General features: G+C 70.2%; 14 protein-coding genes. 7 read left to right on the top strand and 7 right to left on the bottom strand.

Annotated elements, in window-relative coordinates:
- The first annotated feature begins 71 nt into the window (after window positions 1-71).
- The 6 genes from VFI59_15590 to VFI59_15565 all read left to right on the top strand — a co-directional run bounded on the left by VFI59_15590 (window position 72) and on the right by VFI59_15565 (window position 4,856).
- Complete coding sequence (locus VFI59_15590) at window positions 72-992, top strand: ACP S-malonyltransferase (GenBank protein ID HET6715116.1); 921 nt, start codon at window positions 72-74, stop codon at window positions 990-992.
- On the top strand, window positions 989-2,023 hold the full coding sequence (locus tag VFI59_15585) for a beta-ketoacyl-ACP synthase III (GenBank protein HET6715115.1): 1,035 nt from the start codon (window positions 989-991) through the stop codon (window positions 2,021-2,023). The genes VFI59_15590 and VFI59_15585 overlap by 4 nt, the downstream gene beginning before the upstream one ends.
- Window positions 2,020-2,757 (top strand): 3-oxoacyl-ACP reductase FabG, encoded by a 738-nt coding sequence (gene fabG / locus VFI59_15580; protein HET6715114.1) that lies wholly within the window; start codon window positions 2,020-2,022, stop codon window positions 2,755-2,757. Before VFI59_15585 ends, fabG begins: the two co-directional genes overlap by 4 nt.
- 64 nt (window positions 2,758-2,821) lie before the next feature.
- On the top strand, window positions 2,822-3,073 hold the full coding sequence (acpP, locus tag VFI59_15575; protein ID HET6715113.1) for an acyl carrier protein: 252 nt from the start codon (window positions 2,822-2,824) through the stop codon (window positions 3,071-3,073).
- A gap of 40 nt (window positions 3,074-3,113) precedes the next feature.
- Window positions 3,114-4,346 carry a beta-ketoacyl-ACP synthase II gene (fabF, locus tag VFI59_15570; GenBank protein ID HET6715112.1) on the top strand — a complete coding sequence of 411 codons (1,233 nt, stop codon included), beginning with the start codon at window positions 3,114-3,116 and terminating at the stop codon, window positions 4,344-4,346.
- A 3-nt stretch (window positions 4,347-4,349) separates the two neighbouring features.
- Window positions 4,350-4,856, top strand: a complete 507-nt coding sequence (locus VFI59_15565; protein ID HET6715111.1) for a DinB family protein — start codon at window positions 4,350-4,352, stop codon at window positions 4,854-4,856.
- 106 nt (window positions 4,857-4,962) lie between these two features.
- Here the strand turns inward: VFI59_15565 and VFI59_15560 are convergent, their stop codons facing one another.
- The 5 genes from VFI59_15560 to valS all read right to left on the bottom strand — a co-directional run bounded on the left by VFI59_15560 (window position 4,963) and on the right by valS (window position 13,858).
- Entirely contained in the window at window positions 4,963-7,671 is a 2,709-nt protein-coding gene (locus tag VFI59_15560) for a carbohydrate binding domain-containing protein (GenBank protein HET6715110.1), read from the bottom strand.
- Window positions 7,672-7,853: 182 nt separating this feature from the next.
- Window positions 7,854-9,506, bottom strand: a complete 1,653-nt coding sequence (locus tag VFI59_15555; GenBank protein HET6715109.1) for a serine hydrolase domain-containing protein — start codon at window positions 9,504-9,506, stop codon at window positions 7,854-7,856.
- Window positions 9,507-9,525: 19 nt separating this feature from the next.
- The gene (ndk, locus tag VFI59_15550) at window positions 9,526-9,933 is read right to left on the bottom strand and encodes a nucleoside-diphosphate kinase (protein ID HET6715108.1); all 408 of its coding nucleotides are present in this window, start codon (window positions 9,931-9,933) and stop codon (window positions 9,526-9,528) included.
- A gap of 53 nt (window positions 9,934-9,986) precedes the next feature.
- The gene (locus VFI59_15545) at window positions 9,987-11,273 is read right to left on the bottom strand and encodes a Mur ligase family protein (protein HET6715107.1); all 1,287 of its coding nucleotides are present in this window, start codon (window positions 11,271-11,273) and stop codon (window positions 9,987-9,989) included.
- An 8-nt stretch (window positions 11,274-11,281) separates the two neighbouring features.
- A complete protein-coding gene (gene valS, locus VFI59_15540) occupies window positions 11,282-13,858 on the bottom strand; it encodes a valine--tRNA ligase (protein HET6715106.1) in 2,577 nt (858 codons plus the stop codon).
- 104 nt (window positions 13,859-13,962) lie between these two features.
- On the opposite strand from valS, the gene VFI59_15535 reads away from it, so the two are divergent.
- Window positions 13,963-14,352, top strand: a complete 390-nt coding sequence (locus VFI59_15535; protein HET6715105.1) for an SHOCT domain-containing protein — start codon at window positions 13,963-13,965, stop codon at window positions 14,350-14,352.
- A 63-nt stretch (window positions 14,353-14,415) separates the two neighbouring features.
- Here VFI59_15535 and VFI59_15530 read toward each other — a convergent pair whose 3' ends face one another.
- Both VFI59_15530 and VFI59_15525 read right to left on the bottom strand, forming a co-directional pair.
- Window positions 14,416-15,099: an META domain-containing protein gene (locus VFI59_15530; protein HET6715104.1), complete on the bottom strand. Its 684-nt coding sequence runs from the start codon at window positions 15,097-15,099 to the stop codon at window positions 14,416-14,418.
- Window positions 15,100-15,215: 116 nt separating this feature from the next.
- Window positions 15,216-15,788, bottom strand: coding sequence for a DUF308 domain-containing protein (locus tag VFI59_15525; GenBank protein HET6715103.1), 573 nt, complete (start codon window positions 15,786-15,788; stop codon window positions 15,216-15,218).
- Window positions 15,789-15,840: the final 52 nt, after the last annotated feature.

Below are 15,840 nucleotides of genomic sequence, written 5' to 3'. Positions count from 1 at the left end.
AGGGCTCCTGGGCTGGCAACTTCACCAGGGCGAAACCACGCGGGCGTCACATCCCGGATAGGCTCCGCGCCATGACGGTCGCGGTGGTCTTTCCGGGGCAGGGCTCGCAGTTCGCCGGCATGGCGGACCCGTGGGTCGGCCATCCTGCCGGCCTGGTCGTGCTCGACGAAGCGGCAGAGGCGATGGGCCGCGACGTGGTCGCCGGCGCTCACGACGAGGCGGCGCTCGCCACGACCGAGTTCGTGCAGCCTGCCCTGCTGGCCTGCGGCGTCGCCGCGTTCCGGGTGCTCGAGGCCGAGGGGTTGACCGGTGTGATCGGCGCCGCCGGGCACTCGCTCGGCGAGTTCTCCGCCCTGGTCGCCGCCGGTGTGCTGCCGCTCGCGGGGGCGCTGCGCGTGGTGGTCGTGCGCGGGGAGGCCATGCAGCGCGCCGGGGAGGCCCGGCCCGGCACGATGACCGCGCTGCTGGGCACCGGCCCCGACGACGCCGAGGCGCTCTGTGACGAGGCCCGCGGCGACGACGTGCTGCTCGTCGCGAACCGCAACTCACCCGTGCAGTCGGTGATCAGCGGCTCGGTGCCGGCGATCGAGCGTGCCGAGGCGCTCGCCGCGGAGCGGACGACCCGCGCGGTGCGCCTGAACGTGGCCGGGGCGTTCCATTCCCCGCTGATGGAGCCGGCCGTGCAGCCGATCCTCGACGAGCTGAACTCTCTCGAGTTCTCGACTCCCGCGTTCCCGATCGCGGAGAACGTCAGCGGCACGCTCGTTTCGGACCCCGCCCGGCTGCGGTCGCTGCTCGAACGCCATGTGATCTCGCCCGTGCGATGGCAGGAGGACGCGCAGGCGCTCGCCGCCGCGGGCGCCGCCACGTTCCTGGAGTGCGGCCCCGGCGACGTGCTCACGAAGATGGCCAAGCGGGTCGTGCCGGACGCGAGCGCGGTCGCGGTCGGCTCGCCCGAGGCTGCGGCGGCCGCGGTAAGCTCGGCGCCGTGACGCGCCACGCCACCATCGCCGGGGTGGGGAGCTCGCTCCCGCCGCGACTCGTGCCCAACACCTGGTTCGAGGGCTTCGTCGACACGAACGACGAATGGATCCGGGACCGAACGGGCATCGAGGCTCGCCACTTCGCCGACGCCGGGACGCAGACGAGCGACCTCGCCGTGGAAGCGGCGCGCGGCGCCCTCTCGAGCGCGGGGGTGGCGCCCGAGCAGCTCGACATGATCGTGGTGGCCACGATCAGCGGCGACACGATCTTCCCTGCGACCGCCGTGTGGGTCCAACGGAAGCTGGGCGTGAGCTGCCCGTCGTTCGACATCAACGCGGCGTGCTCCGGATTCAGCTACGGGCTGAGCGCGGCCACCGCCTACGTCACCGCCGGCATGGCCGACACGATCCTGCTGATCGGGGCCGAGATCTTCAGCCGCATCCTCGACTACACCGACCGCGGCACCTGCATCCTGTTCGGCGACGGCGCGGGCGCCGCGGTGGTGCGGGCGTCCGAGGTGGCGGGCATCGAGGGCTCGATCCTCGGCGCCGATGGGAACGCAGCGGAGATCCTGTGGATGCCCGCGGGCGGCACGCGCACGCCTGCCTCCGCCGAGACCGTCGAGGCCAACGACCACACCGTGCGCATGCCGAACGGACGCGAGGTCTTCAAGCGGGCAGTGACCGAGATGGCCGCGGCGTGTCGCGAGCTGCTTGACAAGTCGGGGCACACGATCGACGACGTCGACGTGCTGATCCCGCATCAGGCGAACGCGCGCATCATGAGCGCCGTCGTCGACCGTCTCGGGATCGATCCGGCCAAGGCCGTGGTCGACGTCGCTGAGGTCGGCAACACGAGCGCCGCCTCGATCCCGATCGCGCTCGACCGCGCATGGCGCGCCGGGACGATCGGGCAGGGCGACCTCGTGCTGTTCGCGTCGTTCGGCGCGGGGCTCACGTGGGGTGCCACGCTCGTACGCTGGACCCTGCCGTCGCCCACCGACGTGGGGACGTCGGCCCCAGCCGGGGCCACCACATGACGTCGAAGGTCGCCGTCGTCACGGGCGCGTCTCGCGGCATCGGCCGTGCATGCTCGATCGCTCTCGCCGAGGCAGGGTGGACCGTCGCGATCGGCTACCGCAGCGACGAGGCGGCCGCGAAGGCCGTCGTGGACGCGCTCGAGGTTGCGGGCACCCCGGGGCTCACGGTCTTCCTCGACACCACCGACGAGTCGAGCGTGACCGAGGGTTTCCGCAGGGTCACCGAGGAGGCCGGCAACGTCACCGGCCTCGTGAACAACGCCGGGTTCAGCCAGGACGGCCTGCTGCTGAAATACTCGATGGACACCTACGACAGGGTGATGACCACGAACGTGAAGGGCGCGTTCCTGTGCGCGCAGGCCGCGATGCGGGGCATGCTGCGCGAGAAGTGGGGCCGCATCGTGAACATCTCGAGCGCGGTGGCCCTGCGCGGGAACGCCGGTCAAACCGTCTACGCCGCATCGAAGACGGCGCTCCTCGGACTCACGAAGTCGCTCGCGCGCGAGATCGCGACCAAGGGCGTCACCGTGAACGCGATCTGCCCCGGGCTCGTCGACACCGAGATGACGTCGCACCTCGACGAGCGGGCGCGCGCCTACTACGTCGACCAGACACCCCTGGGGCGCACCGCGCACCTCGAGGAGGTCTCAGCCGTGGTCCGGTTCCTGATGTCGGACGAGGCGTCGTACGTGAACGGTGCCGTGATACCGGTCGACGGGGGGCTGACCGCCTGAGGCGGTCGCGATGGGGCTCCGCCCGCTAGCCTTGGGCGGACCAGGAAGCAGGAGGGGAAGACGGATGACCGACCGTTCGGAGATCGAGACCAGGGTGAAGAAGGTGCTCGCGGAGCAGCTCGCCGTCGACGAGGCGCAGGTGGTGCCCGACGCGCGCTTCGCCGAGGATCTCAACGCCGACTCGCTGGACCTCGTCGAGGCCGTGCTCGCGCTCGAGGAGGAGTGGAGCATCGAGATCCCCGAGGACGAGATGGAGTCGGCGAAGACCGTCGGCCAGGCCGTCGACCTCGTGGCGACCAAGCTGGGCGTCTCGTAGCGCGGCCGGCACGAGGCCGCGGGACAGGAGCGTTCCCTCCGTGAGCGAACGTCGCAAGGTCGTGATCACCGGCATCGGACCGGTGACCCCGGTCGGCACCGGGATCGACGCCTTCTGGCGCGGGCTCACGAGCGGCACCAACGGGGTGCGGCCGATCGAAGCGTTCGACACGAGCGAACTGCCCGTGTCGCTGGCCGGTTTCCCAGTCGACTTCGTCGTCGCGGACCACCTCGACCTCAAGGAAGCCCGCCGCACCGATCCATTCGCGCAGTACGCGATCGCGAGCGCGAAGCTGGCATGGGCCGATGCCGGCGAGCCGGAGGTGCGCTCGGAGCGGGGCGCGGTGATCTACGCCACGGGCATCGGCGGCGTGCAGACCCTTCTGCGCCAACACGACGTGCTGCGGGAGAAGGGCGCCGGCCGGGTCTCGCCGTTCATGGTGCCGATGCTGATGGCCAACGCCGCCGGCGGCCACATCGCGATGCACTTCGGGCTCACCGGGCCGAACTACTGCACCGTCTCCGCGTGTTCCTCGTCGAACCACGCGATCGGCGAGGCGATGCGGCTGATCCGCGACGGGTACAGCGACCTCGCGATCGCGGGTGGTTCCGAGGCGGCGACGATCCCGCTGACGGTGGCGGCGTTCGCACAGATGACGGCACTGACGAAGAACCCTGACCCCGAGACCGCCTCGCGTCCGTTCGACGCCGAGCGCAACGGGTTCGTGTTGTCCGAGGGGGGCTGCGCGCTGATCATGGAGAGCGAGGAGCACGCGAGGGCGCGTGGCGCTCGCATCTACTGCGAGGTCGCGGGCTACGGCGCGAGCGACGACGCGCACCACATCACCGCGCCCGACCCCAAGGGCTCGGGCGCGGCGCTCGCGATGACCTGGGCCCTCGACGACGCGGGCGAGCCAGCGACCGCCGTCGACTACGTGAACGCGCACGGCACCTCGACACCGCTCAACGACGCGGCCGAGACCGCAGCGATCAAGAACGTGCTCGGCGAGCACGCGCACGCGGCGGCCGTCTCCTCGACGAAGTCGATGACCGGCCACATGCTCGGCGCCGCCGGCGCGGTCGAGGGGGCGGCGTGCGCGCTGGCCATCGCCAACGGTGTGATCCCGCCCACGATCCACTACGTGACGCCCGACCCGGACTGCGACCTCGACGTCACGCCGAACGCGGCCCGCGAGCTCGACGTCAGGCTGGCGCTGTCGAACTCCTTCGGGTTCGGCGGTGCCAACGCGACGATCGCGTTCCGGGCGTTCTGACCGATGCTACGCGAGGGTCTGCGCCACCACTCCTGGGCGACCGAGCAGCTCCTCGGGCGCTGCGGCTCGCTCACCGAGGAGGAGCTCACCCGGCACATCCCCGCGATCTACGGAAGCACGCTCGATACGGCGCGCCACCTCGTCGACGCCGACAACTGGTACCTGTCCCGCATCTCCCGGGGCGATCTCGGGATCCCCGGGTTCGACCCCGACGGCCTGCCGCTGTCCGACCTGCTTCCCGTCGCGGCCGCGAACGCGGCCGGTTGGGAGGCGATCTTGGAACGAGAACTCGATCCCGACACCGACATCGTCGTCACGCACGAGGACGGCAGCGTCACCCACGCGACGCTCGGGATCCGCCTCGCCCAGGTCCTCCATCACGGCAGCGATCATCGCTCGCAGATCGCCACGGCGCTCACCACGCTCGGCCACGAGCCACCCGAATTCGACGTGTGGGCCTACGGCGAGACGGTGGGTCTCGTCCGCGATGAGCCGGATGACGGCGCCTGACGCCCAGCGCTCAGGACGAAGGTCATCGTCGCGCGTGCCCGCGGTGAGGCGTTGCCAGGGTTCGTGACGCCGCTCCCACCCCTTGTGGGTGGGAGCGGCTCACGGCTCAGTGGATGATCGAGGCGTCGTCCCCCTGCATGCACACGCCGAGGGGTGCGTTGGACGTGAACGCCTCGAAGTCGAGGCTCGACGATCCCGGCGCGACCGGTGTGTAGGAAGCCGACACCTGCTGCCACGACGAGGTCAGGGCCATCGACTGCACAACCGACCCCTGCAGCACGCCGCCCACGTACTCGCGCACGCGCAGTTTGAGCGTCAGCCCCGGGGTGTCCGAGCGAGCCCAGATGCTCGCGGTGTAGGCACCGGCCTGCGTCACGCTCACCCAGCTCGGCTTGTCGTCGAGCCCGCAGCTCGCGCCGGCGACGGTGTTCGAGACCTGCGCGGCCCAGCCGCCAGAGTGCCCGCCCGCGACCCGGCTCAGCGTGTTCGTCGACACCTCGCCCTTCCAACCGGACATGTCCACCTCGAACCCCGGGTTCCCGACCAGTTCTGTGACCACCGTCCAGCTCCGCTCCGCCGGACTCGCGTCGACGTTGCCGGAGCCGTCGGTCGCGGCGACCTGGAAGGTGTGCGAGCCGGCGGTCAGGTTCGTGTAGGCCGTCGGTGACGTGCACGGGGCGAACGCCCCGCCGTCGAGGCGGCACTGGAACGTCGACGGCTCGTCGGCCGAGAAGCCGAAGGTGGCCGATGTGTCGGCGACCGAGCCCGACGGACCCGAGTCGATGAACGTGTCGGGAAGGGTCGTGTCGGGCTGGTTCAGCTTGATGGATGCATCGTCGGCCTGCATGCACACGCCGACGGGTGCGTTGGATGTGAACGCCTCGAAGTCGAGGCTCGACGATCCCGGCGCGACCGGTATGTAGACCACCGACACCTGCTGCCATGACGAGGTCAGGTCGATCGTCTGCGAGACCGACCCTTGCAGCGAACCGCCCACGAACTCGCGCATGCGCAGCCTGAGCGTCTGCCCGGGGGTGTCCGATCGGGCCCAGATGCTCGCGGAGTAGGCACCGGTCTGCGTCAAGCCCACCCAGCTCGGCTGGTCGTCGAGGCCGCAGTTCGCGCCGGCCTGGGAGTTCGAGACCTCCGCGGCCCAACCGCCCGAGTGCCCGCCCGCGACCCGGCTCAGCGTGTTCGTCGACGCATCCCCCTTCCAACCGGATGTGTCGACCTCGAACCCCGGGTTCCCGATCAGGTCGCTCCCAGCGTCGAGCACGGTCCAGCTCCGCTCCGCGGGGCTCGCGTCGACGTTGTAGCTGCCGTCGGTGGCGGCGACCTGGAAGGTGTGTGAGCCGGTGGTCAGTCCGGCGTAGCTCACCGGAGACGTGCACGGGGCGAACGCCCCGCCGTCGAGGCGGCACATGAACGTCGACGGCTCGCTGGCCGAGAAGCCGAAGGTGGCCGACGTGTCGACCACGGAACCCGACGGACCCGAGTCGATGATCGTGTTCGGCCGGGTCGTGTCGGGCGTGGGCCCGGGATCCAGTGGCGCGAAGCCGACCCCGGCGTGCTCCTCACGCCCGAACATGGAGCCGTCGCTACCGACCCACAGCCCCTGTGGGGTGGCTTCCAGGACCATGGTGCCGTGTTCGCGGGACTTGGTGGGGTTCCACGGGAGGGCCATGCCGGTCACCGGGTGGATCGCGCCGATGCCCGGGCGGGAGACCGCGCCTGCACCGGCCGAGTCTCTGCCCAGTGGATTGTCCAGCCAGCGTTGGTGGCCGCCGACGTACACGGCGGGTCCTGTGATCGCCACGCTGTAGAGGGTGTCGCCACCGGTCCAGTTGATCCACGTGGGTGCAGCTGTCGAGCTCACGTTCGCGGTTTCGAAGCGGCCGGCGGCATCACACATACCGGTCGTGGTGCCGTTCGGCCCCCCGGTGGTGACGATCACGAAGTAGGAGCCATCGGGGGAGAAGTCCACGCCCTGGGCCCATTCCCGCCGGCTGCCGCCCGCCGGGCAGTTCGCGGCGAAGCGGGGCGCGTACCAGGTGCTGAGCGTCGCGGTGGCGCCGAGGTTCAACATGAAGGCGCGTCTGCGGGCCAGGCCGTTGACCGTGACGAAGTTGCCCGTGGCCACCAACCGGGTGCCGTCGGGGGAGACCGCGATGTGTCGGACCCTGACGTCGTCGTCGGGGTTGACCGTCCCGGCGACCGTGATGTTGATGGCGCCCGTGTCTGCGCCGGTCGTCGGGTTCATCGCCATCACCTTCTTCGTGAAGTTCCCCGCCGCGATGAGGGCGCCGTTGGCGAGCACGACGTCGTTCACCGTTCGCATGCCCGTCGGCGCGAAGGTCGGATCGATCCGATCGTTGACCAGGTCGTACTTGAGGATCCCCCGCCGGGTGATCCCGTTGACCTTCGTGAAGGCGCCCGCGATGAAAAGCGCGGTCCCGTCGGCGGTCGCCTCGATCGCGCCCACCGTCCCGTCGAACGACAGGTCGAGCGGTGAGATGACCCCCGTCTCGCTGTCGAAGGCGACGAAGTTCTGCCTTGCGTACGTGGTCGTCCTGGCCGGGTCCTGCACCTCTCTGAACTTGCCGCCGGCATAGATGGTGCTTCCGACCTGCGCGTAGGCGCGCACGTCAAACGATGTGTCGCTGAGGACGATGTGGGGGGTGGTGTCGGCCGGATTCTCCGACACCACCGCGGGCTGAGAGATCGAAGCTCGCGCCGGCAGCGTCGGGAGCACGCCCCCGACAACCAGCGCGACCGAGCACATCACCCATGCCGACGCCTTCTTGAAGATCCTCACCGTTCCCGCTCCTTGTGCATGTCGGATGGTCCGTACCTCGACCCACGTCAGGGTGCGGCCCGGCCGGCAAGGCGGTCGGGCCTGCACGAACCGTAGATCGATGGAGGGCTGAACGCGCCACCCGTCGTGCGTATCGGGGATACGTGCAACGGATGACCGAGCGGGGCCCCCGCTCGTTCGGTCTACTCCTCGAACGAGCGGTACCAGCGACCTCCGTTGTACTCGGCCACGACGGCCTTCCCATCGACATCGCCGAGGAACCGGATCCGTCGCGGATCCCTCTCGGCGCCCACGGCGAACCACCCGTCGCCGAGCGGGATCAGGGTCCTGCTGTCGATCGCGCCCGCTACCTCGTACGGCCACTGCAGCACGAGCTCGCCCTTGCGCGCGAGGATACGGAGCACGGGAGCCCACGGGTCGTTGTTGCGGTAGAGGCCTGGCGCGCCACGGAGAGCCTCGGGCAGGTCGGCGGGTTCGGAGAACGCGACCCCCTCACGCCGGAACCAGGTCGCTCCGTGGAAGGCCTCGACGACGTGGCCCTCGTCGTCCCGACCGAACTCCAGGGCGAAGCGATCGAGCGCGTCATGGGCGACGAGGAACGCATCCACCGGCTCGGGCTCGAGCGGGTCGCGCTCGAGGCGCACGGTGAGCGGCCCGAGCGTGACGGCCAGGCCGTCCTCGACGGCGGCGAGCACCAGCACCCGTCCGTCCTCGCCGAGGTACCGGCCGACGTACTCCTCGGCGTTCCCGATCGCGGTGGGGGCGGGCGGGGCCCAGGTCGGCGGGAGCTCGGTGCCCGCGAGGCTGGCGCGCGCCGCCGCGAGGGCGTACGCGGCAACCGAGTTCTTGCCGCCGCCGCCGTTCTGAAGGATCACGACGCCCAGGCCCTCGTCGGGCGAGACGGCGAGCAGCGCCGTGTATCCGACCATGCCGCCGGTGTGCGCGATCCACCGATGACCGTCGACGTCCTCCTGCCACAGGCCGTAGGCGTAGCGACCGCCCTCGCCATCGTCGGTCCCGCCGTCGGTGAGCGCCGAGAACATCGCCTCGGTCATGATGCGCCCGCCCCGCCCGTCGTGAACGTCGCCCCGTGCCAAGAGCAGCCGCGCGTAGGCCGCCATGTCGATGACGTTGGACGTGATCGAGCCGTCGGCGGTGCTCGAGACGATGCGCTGGGCGGGCGAGAGGGTGTGGCGCAACTGCGGCGGCCGGTCCCAGAGGGTCGGCTCGTACCCCACGGCGGTCGTCAGGTACTCCTGCTCGGTGATGCGGGCGACGGAGTCGCGCATGCCGAGCGGGCCGAAGAGGCGCTCGGCGACCAGCTCGTCGATCGTGGAGCCCGTGACCCGCTCGAGGCAGGCGCCGACGATCTTCCATGCGTCGTTCGAGTACCAGTACCGCTCCCCAGGCGCCGTCGTGGGCGGATGCTGCCGCGCGAGCCAGAGCGCGCCGTGGAGCGTGGGAGCGTCCTCGGTCCCGATCGCGAGGCCCGACGTGTGCTGCATCAGGTGGTGCAGGGTGATCGGTCCGAACGGTTCCGGGAGGTCGAGCCACGGCAGGATCTCGTTCACGCTGACGTGCAGGTCGAGGCGGCCGGCGTCGGCCTCCTGCACCGCGACGATGCCGGTGAACGACTTCGAGATCGACCCGATCTGGAACCGGGTCTCGGGTCGCACCGGCATACCGGCGGCCACGTCGGCCAGACCGCGGACCGCGACCCCGAGGATCTCCTCGCGGTCGGTGATGGCGAGGGCCGCCCCGGCGGCGTGCGAGGACTCCAGGTGATGCTCGAGCGAGGCCCCGATCCGGTCGAAGGCCTGCTGCAGGCCGGTCATCCAGGGCCTCCGGCGACCGCTACTCCCCGAAGAACAGCGCGAGCTCTCGCTCGGCTGACTCCGGCGAGTCGCTGCCGTGCACGATGTTCTCGCCGATCTCGGTGGCGAAGTCGCCGCGGATCGATCCCGGGGGTGCCTCGACGGGGTTCGTCGGCCCCATCAGGGTGCGCCAGCAGGTGATGGCGTCGTCGCCGGTGACCTTCGCCACGACCACCGGTCCCCCCGTGATGAAGTCGACCAGCTCGTCGAAGAAGGCCTTGTCCCGGTGCTCGCCGTAGTGCTGCTCCGCGGTGGCGCGAGGGATCGAGAACAGGCGCATCTCCTCGAACGTGAGCCCCTTGCCTTCAACGCGGCGGAGCACCTCGCCCACGAGGCCCCGCCGAACGCCGTCGGGCTTCACGATCAACAGGGTGGATTCGGTCGCCATGTGGTTCGTCGGTCTCCTCGGGGTCGAGCCGGGCACGGAGGCCGGCGCGGAGCTCAGGTGGTCAGGCCGAGCGCCCGGCGGGCGTCGGCGACAGTGTACAGAGAGCCGGTCACGCAGATGAGGTCGCCCTGCGCTGCCGCCGCGCGCGCTGCGTCGAGCGCCTCGGCCACCGAGGCGTGGACCGTGACGGGCTTGCCCTCGGCGCCGAACGCCTCGGCGATCGGGATGGCGTCTCCCGTGCGCTCGCTCTCGTTGCGCGCCGCGTAGGCGACGTCGGCGATCGGCGCGAGCTGTGCGGCGATGCCGCCGACGTCCTTGCTCGCGCCGATCGAGAGCACGAGGTGCAGCCGATCCCAGAGGAAGAACTCGCGCAGCGCAGCCGCGAGCGCCTCGGCACCGGCGGGGTTGTGGGCGCCGTCGAGCACGATCGCCGGGTGCCGTGCGACGACCTCGAGACGTCCAGGCCACCGCACGCCGGCGAGCGCCTCCCGCAGCGTCGCGTCGTCGAGCGCCTCGCCCAACAACGCCTCGCACGCCGCGATCGCAGCGGCGGCGTTGCGGACGGCGTGCTCGCCGAACAGCGGCAGGAAGAGCTCCTCGTACGAAGCGCGCATTCCTCGGACCGCGAACGACTGGCCGCCCACGGCCTGCAGTCGCTCGGTGACTTCCCAGTCGCGGAACTCGAGCGACATCGTCGCGCCGACCTGATCGCACCGAGCCTCCAACACCGCGAGCGCTTCGTCATCCTGTTCCCGGACGATCACGGCCTTCCCGTCTTTCACGATGCCGGCCTTCTCCCCCGCCACCTCGGTCAGGGTCGCGCCGAGCTCGCGATGATCGAGCCCGATCGGGGTGACCACGGCAACGTCGCTGGAGACGAGGTTCGTGGCGTCCCACGTGCCCCCCATGCCGACCTCGAACACGCCGAGGGCGACGGGCTTGTCGGCGAACCAGAGGTACGCGAGGGCGGTCAGCGCCTCGAAGTAGGTCACCCGATCGTCAGCCTGGTCGTCGACAAGCTCGAGGAAGGGCTGCAGGTGCGTGAACTCCTCGGCGAACTCCGCCTCGGTGATGTCGACACCACACACCGAGAGCCGCTCGGTCACGGACTCGAGGTGCGGCGACGTGTACAGGCCCGTCGTGAGGCCGTGGGCGCACGTGATCTCGGTCGCCACCCGCGCCGCCGTGCCCTTGCCGTTCGTGCCCGTGACGTGGATGGTCGGGTACGACAGCTGGGGATCGTCCAGGTAGGTGGCGATCGCCAGGATGCGCGACAGGTCGGGCACCATGCGCGTCTCCTTGCGGTCCTCGAGCGCGGAGAGCGCTGCCGCGTAGTCCATCCGGAGGCTCAGTCCTGCGGCTCCCTCGATGCCGGGCCAGGGGGCGGCGCGAGCACCGTCTCGACCGCGAACGTGTCGGCCTCCGCCTGATCGACAGCCCGGATGTTGCCCGCCTCCCGCAGGTCGGCGGTCGCACGGCTCAGCAGGCGCAGCCGGTCCTGCGTGTCGTGAACGGTGACCGAGTCGACCGGTGTCTTCAACGACACCTTGGCGAGCGCCTTCTCCTTGCGCACGGCCGACAGCACGGCGGCAGCCACCGCGTAGATCGCTGGGTCGCTGTCTTCCCCGGCCGGGTCGGCCAGCTCGATGGCGACCGGCCACGACGCCCGGTGCACCGACCCCTCGCGCCACCACGACCAGACCTCCTCGGTCACGTACGGCAGGAAGGGCGCGAACAGCCGCAACAGCACGTCGAGCGCGGCGCGCAGGGCGCCGACCGCCGAGGCCGCGGCTTGCGGACCGTGGGTGCCGTAGGCGCGCTGCTTCACGAGTTCGAGGTAGTCGTCGGTGAATCCCCAGAAGAACCGCTCGACCACGTCGAGGGCCTTCGAGTGCTCATACGCATCGAACGCCTCGGTGGCCCTACTCACGACCGACGCGAGGGTGGAGAGCATCGCCCGGTCGACCGGCTCGGCGACCTCGCCGGGCGCGGTCTCCATCGACAGGACGAAGCGCGAGGCGTTGAGGATCTTGATCGCGAGGCGGCGGCCGACCTTCATCTGCTGGTCGTCGATCGCGGCGTCGTAGCCGAGTCGCGCGCTCGCCGCCCAGTAGCGCACGGCGTCGGCCGAGTGCCGCTCGAAGACCTCGGTCGGCACGACCACGTTCCCCTTGGACTTGGACATCTTCTTGCGGTCGGGGTCGAGCACGAACCCACTGATCGCGGCGTTCGTCCACGGCAGCGAGTCGTGCTCGAGATGGGCGCGGAGCACCGTGTAGAACAGCCACGTGCGGATGATGTCGTGGGCCTGCGGGCGCAGGTCCATCGGGAAGAGCCGCTGGAACAGGTCGGGATCGTCCTCCCACCGCGCGGCGATCTGGGGCGAGAGCGACGAGGTCGCCCACGTGTCCATCACGTCGGGGTCGCCCGCGAACCCCCCGGGCACCCCGCGCAGGTCGGCCGTGTAGCCGGGCGGCACGTCGTCGAGCGGATCGACCGGCAGGGCGGCTTCCTCGGGCAGGATCGGTGTGTCGTACACGGGCTCGCCGGCCTCGTCGAGGGGGAACCACACGGGGAACGGCACCCCGAAGTAGCGTTGGCGACTGACCGCCCAGTCCTGGTTCAGCCCCTCGACCCAGCTCGCGTAGCGCGAGCCCATGAACCCCGGGTGCCAGGCGATCTCGCGCCCGCGCTCGAGCAGGGCGTCCTTGAACTCGAGCGTCTTCACGAACCACTGACGGCTCGAGATCACCTCGAGCGGACGGTCGCCCTTCTCGTAGAACTTCACGACGTGCTGCACCGGCTCCGGCTCGCCGACGAGCCAGCCGCCCTCGCGGAGCAGCTCGACGATCTGCTTCCTCGCCTGCTTCGCGGCCTTGCCCTCGAGCTGACCCATCGCGGCGTTCGCCGTCTCAGGATCGCGCGACTCCCATCCGGGCTCCCCGAACCGCCCGCCGGCGAGCGTGCCGTCGCGGCGCACGACCACCCGGGCCGGCAGCCCGAGGTCGCGCCACCAGACGACGTCGGTGACGTCGCCGAACGTGCAGATCTGCGCGACGCCCGTCCCCTTCTCGGGGTCGGCGAGCTCGTGCGCGACCACCGGCACCGGCACGCGGAAGACCGGCGTGAGCGCGGTCCTCCCCACCAGAGATGCGAATCGGTCGTCGGCGGGGTTCACGACGAGGGCGACGCAGGCCGGGATCAGCTCCGGGCGCGACGTCTCGATCTCGACACGGTCGCCGCCGCCCTCCAGGTCGAACGCCACGCGATGGTAGGTGCCGGCGACCTCGCGGTCCTCGATCTCGGCCTGCGCGACCGCGGTCCGGAAGTCGACGTCCCACATCGTGGGCGCCTCGGCCGTGTAGGCGAGCCCGCTGCGCACGAGCCGCAGGAACGCGCGTTGCGACGCACGACGGGAGACCTCGCCGATCGTCGTGTAGGTCTGCCGCCAGTCGACCGAGAGCCCCAACCGCCGGAACAACGCCTCGAACGCCTTCTCGTCCTCGGTGGTGAGGCGTTCGCAGAGCTCGATGAAGTTCGGCCGGCTGACCGCGACCGGGCCGTCGTCGGGGCGCTCCAGCCTCGAGACGTCGAACGCGGGGTCGGCCGGCAGCGACGGATCGCAGCGGACGCCGAAGTAGTTCTGGACGCGGCGCTCGGTGGGCAGGCCGTTGTCGTCCCAGCCCATCGGGTAGAAGACCTCGTCGCCGCGCATCCGTCGGTAGCGCGCCACGAGGTCGGTGTGCGTGTAGGACATCACGTGGCCGATGTGCAGCGACCCGCTCGCCGTGGGTGGCGGGGTGTCGATCGCGAAGACCAGGTCCCTCGTCTTCGTCCGGTCGAAGTGGTACGTGCCGGCGGCTTCCCACCACTCGTCCCACTTCGCCTCCAGACCGTCGAGCGACGGCTTCTCGGGCACGCTCATGGGGCGCAGTGTACGGAACGGCGCCCGAACGAGCGGTGTTTCGTCGCCCGTGCCCGGTGCAGTAGGCTTCCGGCCGCACCACTCCGACCGAAAGGAGTACCGCGTTGCTCGCAGAGATCGATTTCGGCGAGATCCTGTGGACCACGATCGTGATCTTCTTCATGATCGCGTACCTGATGATCCTGTTCCGGGTCATCTTCGACATCTTCCGCAACCACACGATGTCGGGCGGCATGAAGGCCGTGTGGCTGATCGCCCTGCTGTTCCTGCCGTTCCTCACGTTGTTCATCTACGTGATCGTGCACGGCAAGGACATGGCGCAGCGGGACGTCGCGCAGCAGAAGGCGGCCGAGGCCGACTTCCAGCAGTACGTGCAGAAGGCAGCCGCAGACGCCGGCCCCTCCGGCGAGATCGCCAAGGCCAAGGAGCTGCTCGACTCCGGCGCGATCAGCCAGGAGGAGTACGAGGCCTTGAAGAAGAAGGCGCTCTCCTGAACTGAGCGCACCGCAACGGCATCGCGACGGAGCCCGGCCGACATCGGCCGGGCTCCGTCCGTCTCACGTGCCCGTGAGCGAGAGCAAGAACCCACCGTCCGCGTCGGAAAGCGAGAGGGTGGAGCCTTCGATCGTCGAACTCGCCGTCGCCTCGAGGGCGGCGATGATCGCGGCCTCCTGGTCCATCACCGCCGGATCACACAGCTTCATCGTCGGTGCGATCTCCGCGAACGAGAGTGCGTCGCCGTCGGTCGTGTATCCGCCGGTGAGGCGGTTGCAGCCGCCGGTGCCGCTGACGCGTGCGTCCTTGAAGATCAGGTCTGCGTCGGCACCGGCGATCGTGGACGAGACGGCATCGCCGCCGATCGCGATGCCGTCGACCCGCCACCTGGTGCCCTCGAGCGGCAGGGGCTGCTCCGCGAGGTAGGCGAGGGGCGTCTCGGTCCCCTCGAGCAGGAGCCCGGCTCCGTCGTCGGTCACGGTGAACGAGGCCACCTCACCGAGCGCGGCCACGTACGCGGCCTCCACCTGCATCAGCGGCTCCTCGCAGGCCATCTGGGTCATGCCCCCGGCCTCGATCGTGAGCGAGCCGTCGTCGCCGGCCGAGTACGAACCCCCGAAGCTGTTGCAGCCCGCGGAGCCGCCGGCGCTGCCGTCCGGTTCGAACCGGATCGTGACCCGCGTCGCGTCGGGCACGACCTCCCCGATCAGGGCCTCGATCGAGGCCGTCTCGAGGATCCAGGTCACGCCGACGATGTCTGGCTCCGAACCGTCGCCCTCACCCGAGGAGTCGCGATCCGCGCATCCCGCCAGCGCGAGGCAGAGCGCCGCCGCGGATGCGAGCGGCCGGATCGATGTGCGGCTCAGGCGGCAGTCTCCAACGACTTCTTCGCGTGGTGCAGTTCGAACGCCATCACGATCTCGGCGATGCCGCGGAAGATCGCCATGAAGCCGACCCAGATCAGGATCAGCGCGATGCGCGCGTCGTAGTACTGCTGCGACACCCACATCGCCAGCAGGATCTCGAGGATGCCGACCGTGAGGCCCAGCCACCACAGCGGGTTGCCCTCGCGTGACAGCACGGCGCCGATCACGTGCATCGATCCCATCAGCACCAGCAGGAAGCCCAGGACCGAGGCCAGAGCGAAGGTCGTATCGATCGGCCGGATGAAGCCCCAGAGCGACCCGAGGACGAACAGCACGCCGAGGGCGATGTGGACGAACTTCCACCCGCCGCTGACGGTCGTCGATGCAAGGAACTCGTTGATCGCGGCGCCCAGGAACATCACACCAAGCAAGATGCCCACGGTCGCGACCGACGTGACATTGAATCGGAGCACCAACACGCCGATCATCAACCACGCGACGCCCGTGATCAGGAACAACCACCAGTTCCTGGCGAAGCCGGTCGCCTCGCGCCGGATATCAGGTTCCATCGGATCCCCCCCGTTTCGCTCAGCGGGGCTCGCTGCCCCACGGCGGAATCAT

Source organism: Actinomycetota bacterium (assembly GCA_035697485.1).
In the GTDB taxonomy this organism is placed as follows: domain Bacteria; phylum Actinomycetota; class UBA4738; order UBA4738; family HRBIN12; genus JAOUEA01.
The sequence above is the reverse complement of the archived record's forward strand: the minus strand, read 5'-3'. Positions and strand labels throughout refer to the sequence as shown.

Coding starts and splice junctions, on each gene's coding strand:
- VFI59_15590 (HET6715116.1), top strand. CDS start 72: ATGACGGTCGCGGTGGTCTTTCCGGGGCAGGGCTCGCAGTTCGCCGGC.
- fabG (HET6715114.1), top strand. CDS start 2,020: ATGACGTCGAAGGTCGCCGTCGTCACGGGCGCGTCTCGCGGCATCGGC.
- acpP (HET6715113.1), top strand. CDS start 2,822: ATGACCGACCGTTCGGAGATCGAGACCAGGGTGAAGAAGGTGCTCGCG.
- VFI59_15565 (HET6715111.1), top strand. CDS start 4,350: ATGCTACGCGAGGGTCTGCGCCACCACTCCTGGGCGACCGAGCAGCTC.
- VFI59_15555 (HET6715109.1), bottom strand. CDS start 9,506: ATGACCGGCCTGCAGCAGGCCTTCGACCGGATCGGGGCCTCGCTCGAG.
- ndk (HET6715108.1), bottom strand. CDS start 9,933: ATGGCGACCGAATCCACCCTGTTGATCGTGAAGCCCGACGGCGTTCGG.
- VFI59_15545 (HET6715107.1), bottom strand. CDS start 11,273: ATGGACTACGCGGCAGCGCTCTCCGCGCTCGAGGACCGCAAGGAGACG.
- valS (HET6715106.1), bottom strand. CDS start 13,858: ATGAGCGTGCCCGAGAAGCCGTCGCTCGACGGTCTGGAGGCGAAGTGG.
- VFI59_15525 (HET6715103.1), bottom strand. CDS start 15,788: ATGGAACCTGATATCCGGCGCGAGGCGACCGGCTTCGCCAGGAACTGG.